The following is a 346-nucleotide window of genomic DNA, read 5'->3' on the forward strand; positions in this document are numbered from 1 at the left end:
GCCTACAGCACTACCGTGACCGGTGTGCCTAATAATGTGACAGTTACCCTTCAGTGGACTGTTACCAATAAAGACCTGGCTACTTGTACCGCCTTCGATCAGCTGACGCTGACCAATACCAACAAGCTCTCTGATAGTAAAGCTGGTAATGCCATCGTACAGTGCGGCAACAATGTGTTCCAGCTCAGCGCCAACCAGCCTGCTACCGGTGAAACCGGTAAATGGACAGGACCGGCCAACGTTACCTTCGGTGACGCTACTGTGTACAACACCACTGCTACGGTAGCCGGTGCAGCGCCACAGACTGTAACGCTCACCTGGACCATCAGCAACGGCGTATGTACAG

Annotated in this window: 1 protein-coding gene; it reads left to right on the forward strand. The window is 53.5% G+C overall.

Annotation, left to right across the window (positions count from 1 at the left end; translation table 11 throughout):
• Nucleotides 1-346 (forward strand): hypothetical protein (locus tag ICL55_RS34985; protein WP_188106725.1); only part of this gene is annotated, 346 nt, incomplete at both ends.

Origin of the sequence: Chitinophaga varians, from assembly GCF_014529945.1 — a bacterium.
Taxonomy (GTDB): Bacteria; Bacteroidota; Bacteroidia; order Chitinophagales; family Chitinophagaceae; genus Chitinophaga; species Chitinophaga varians.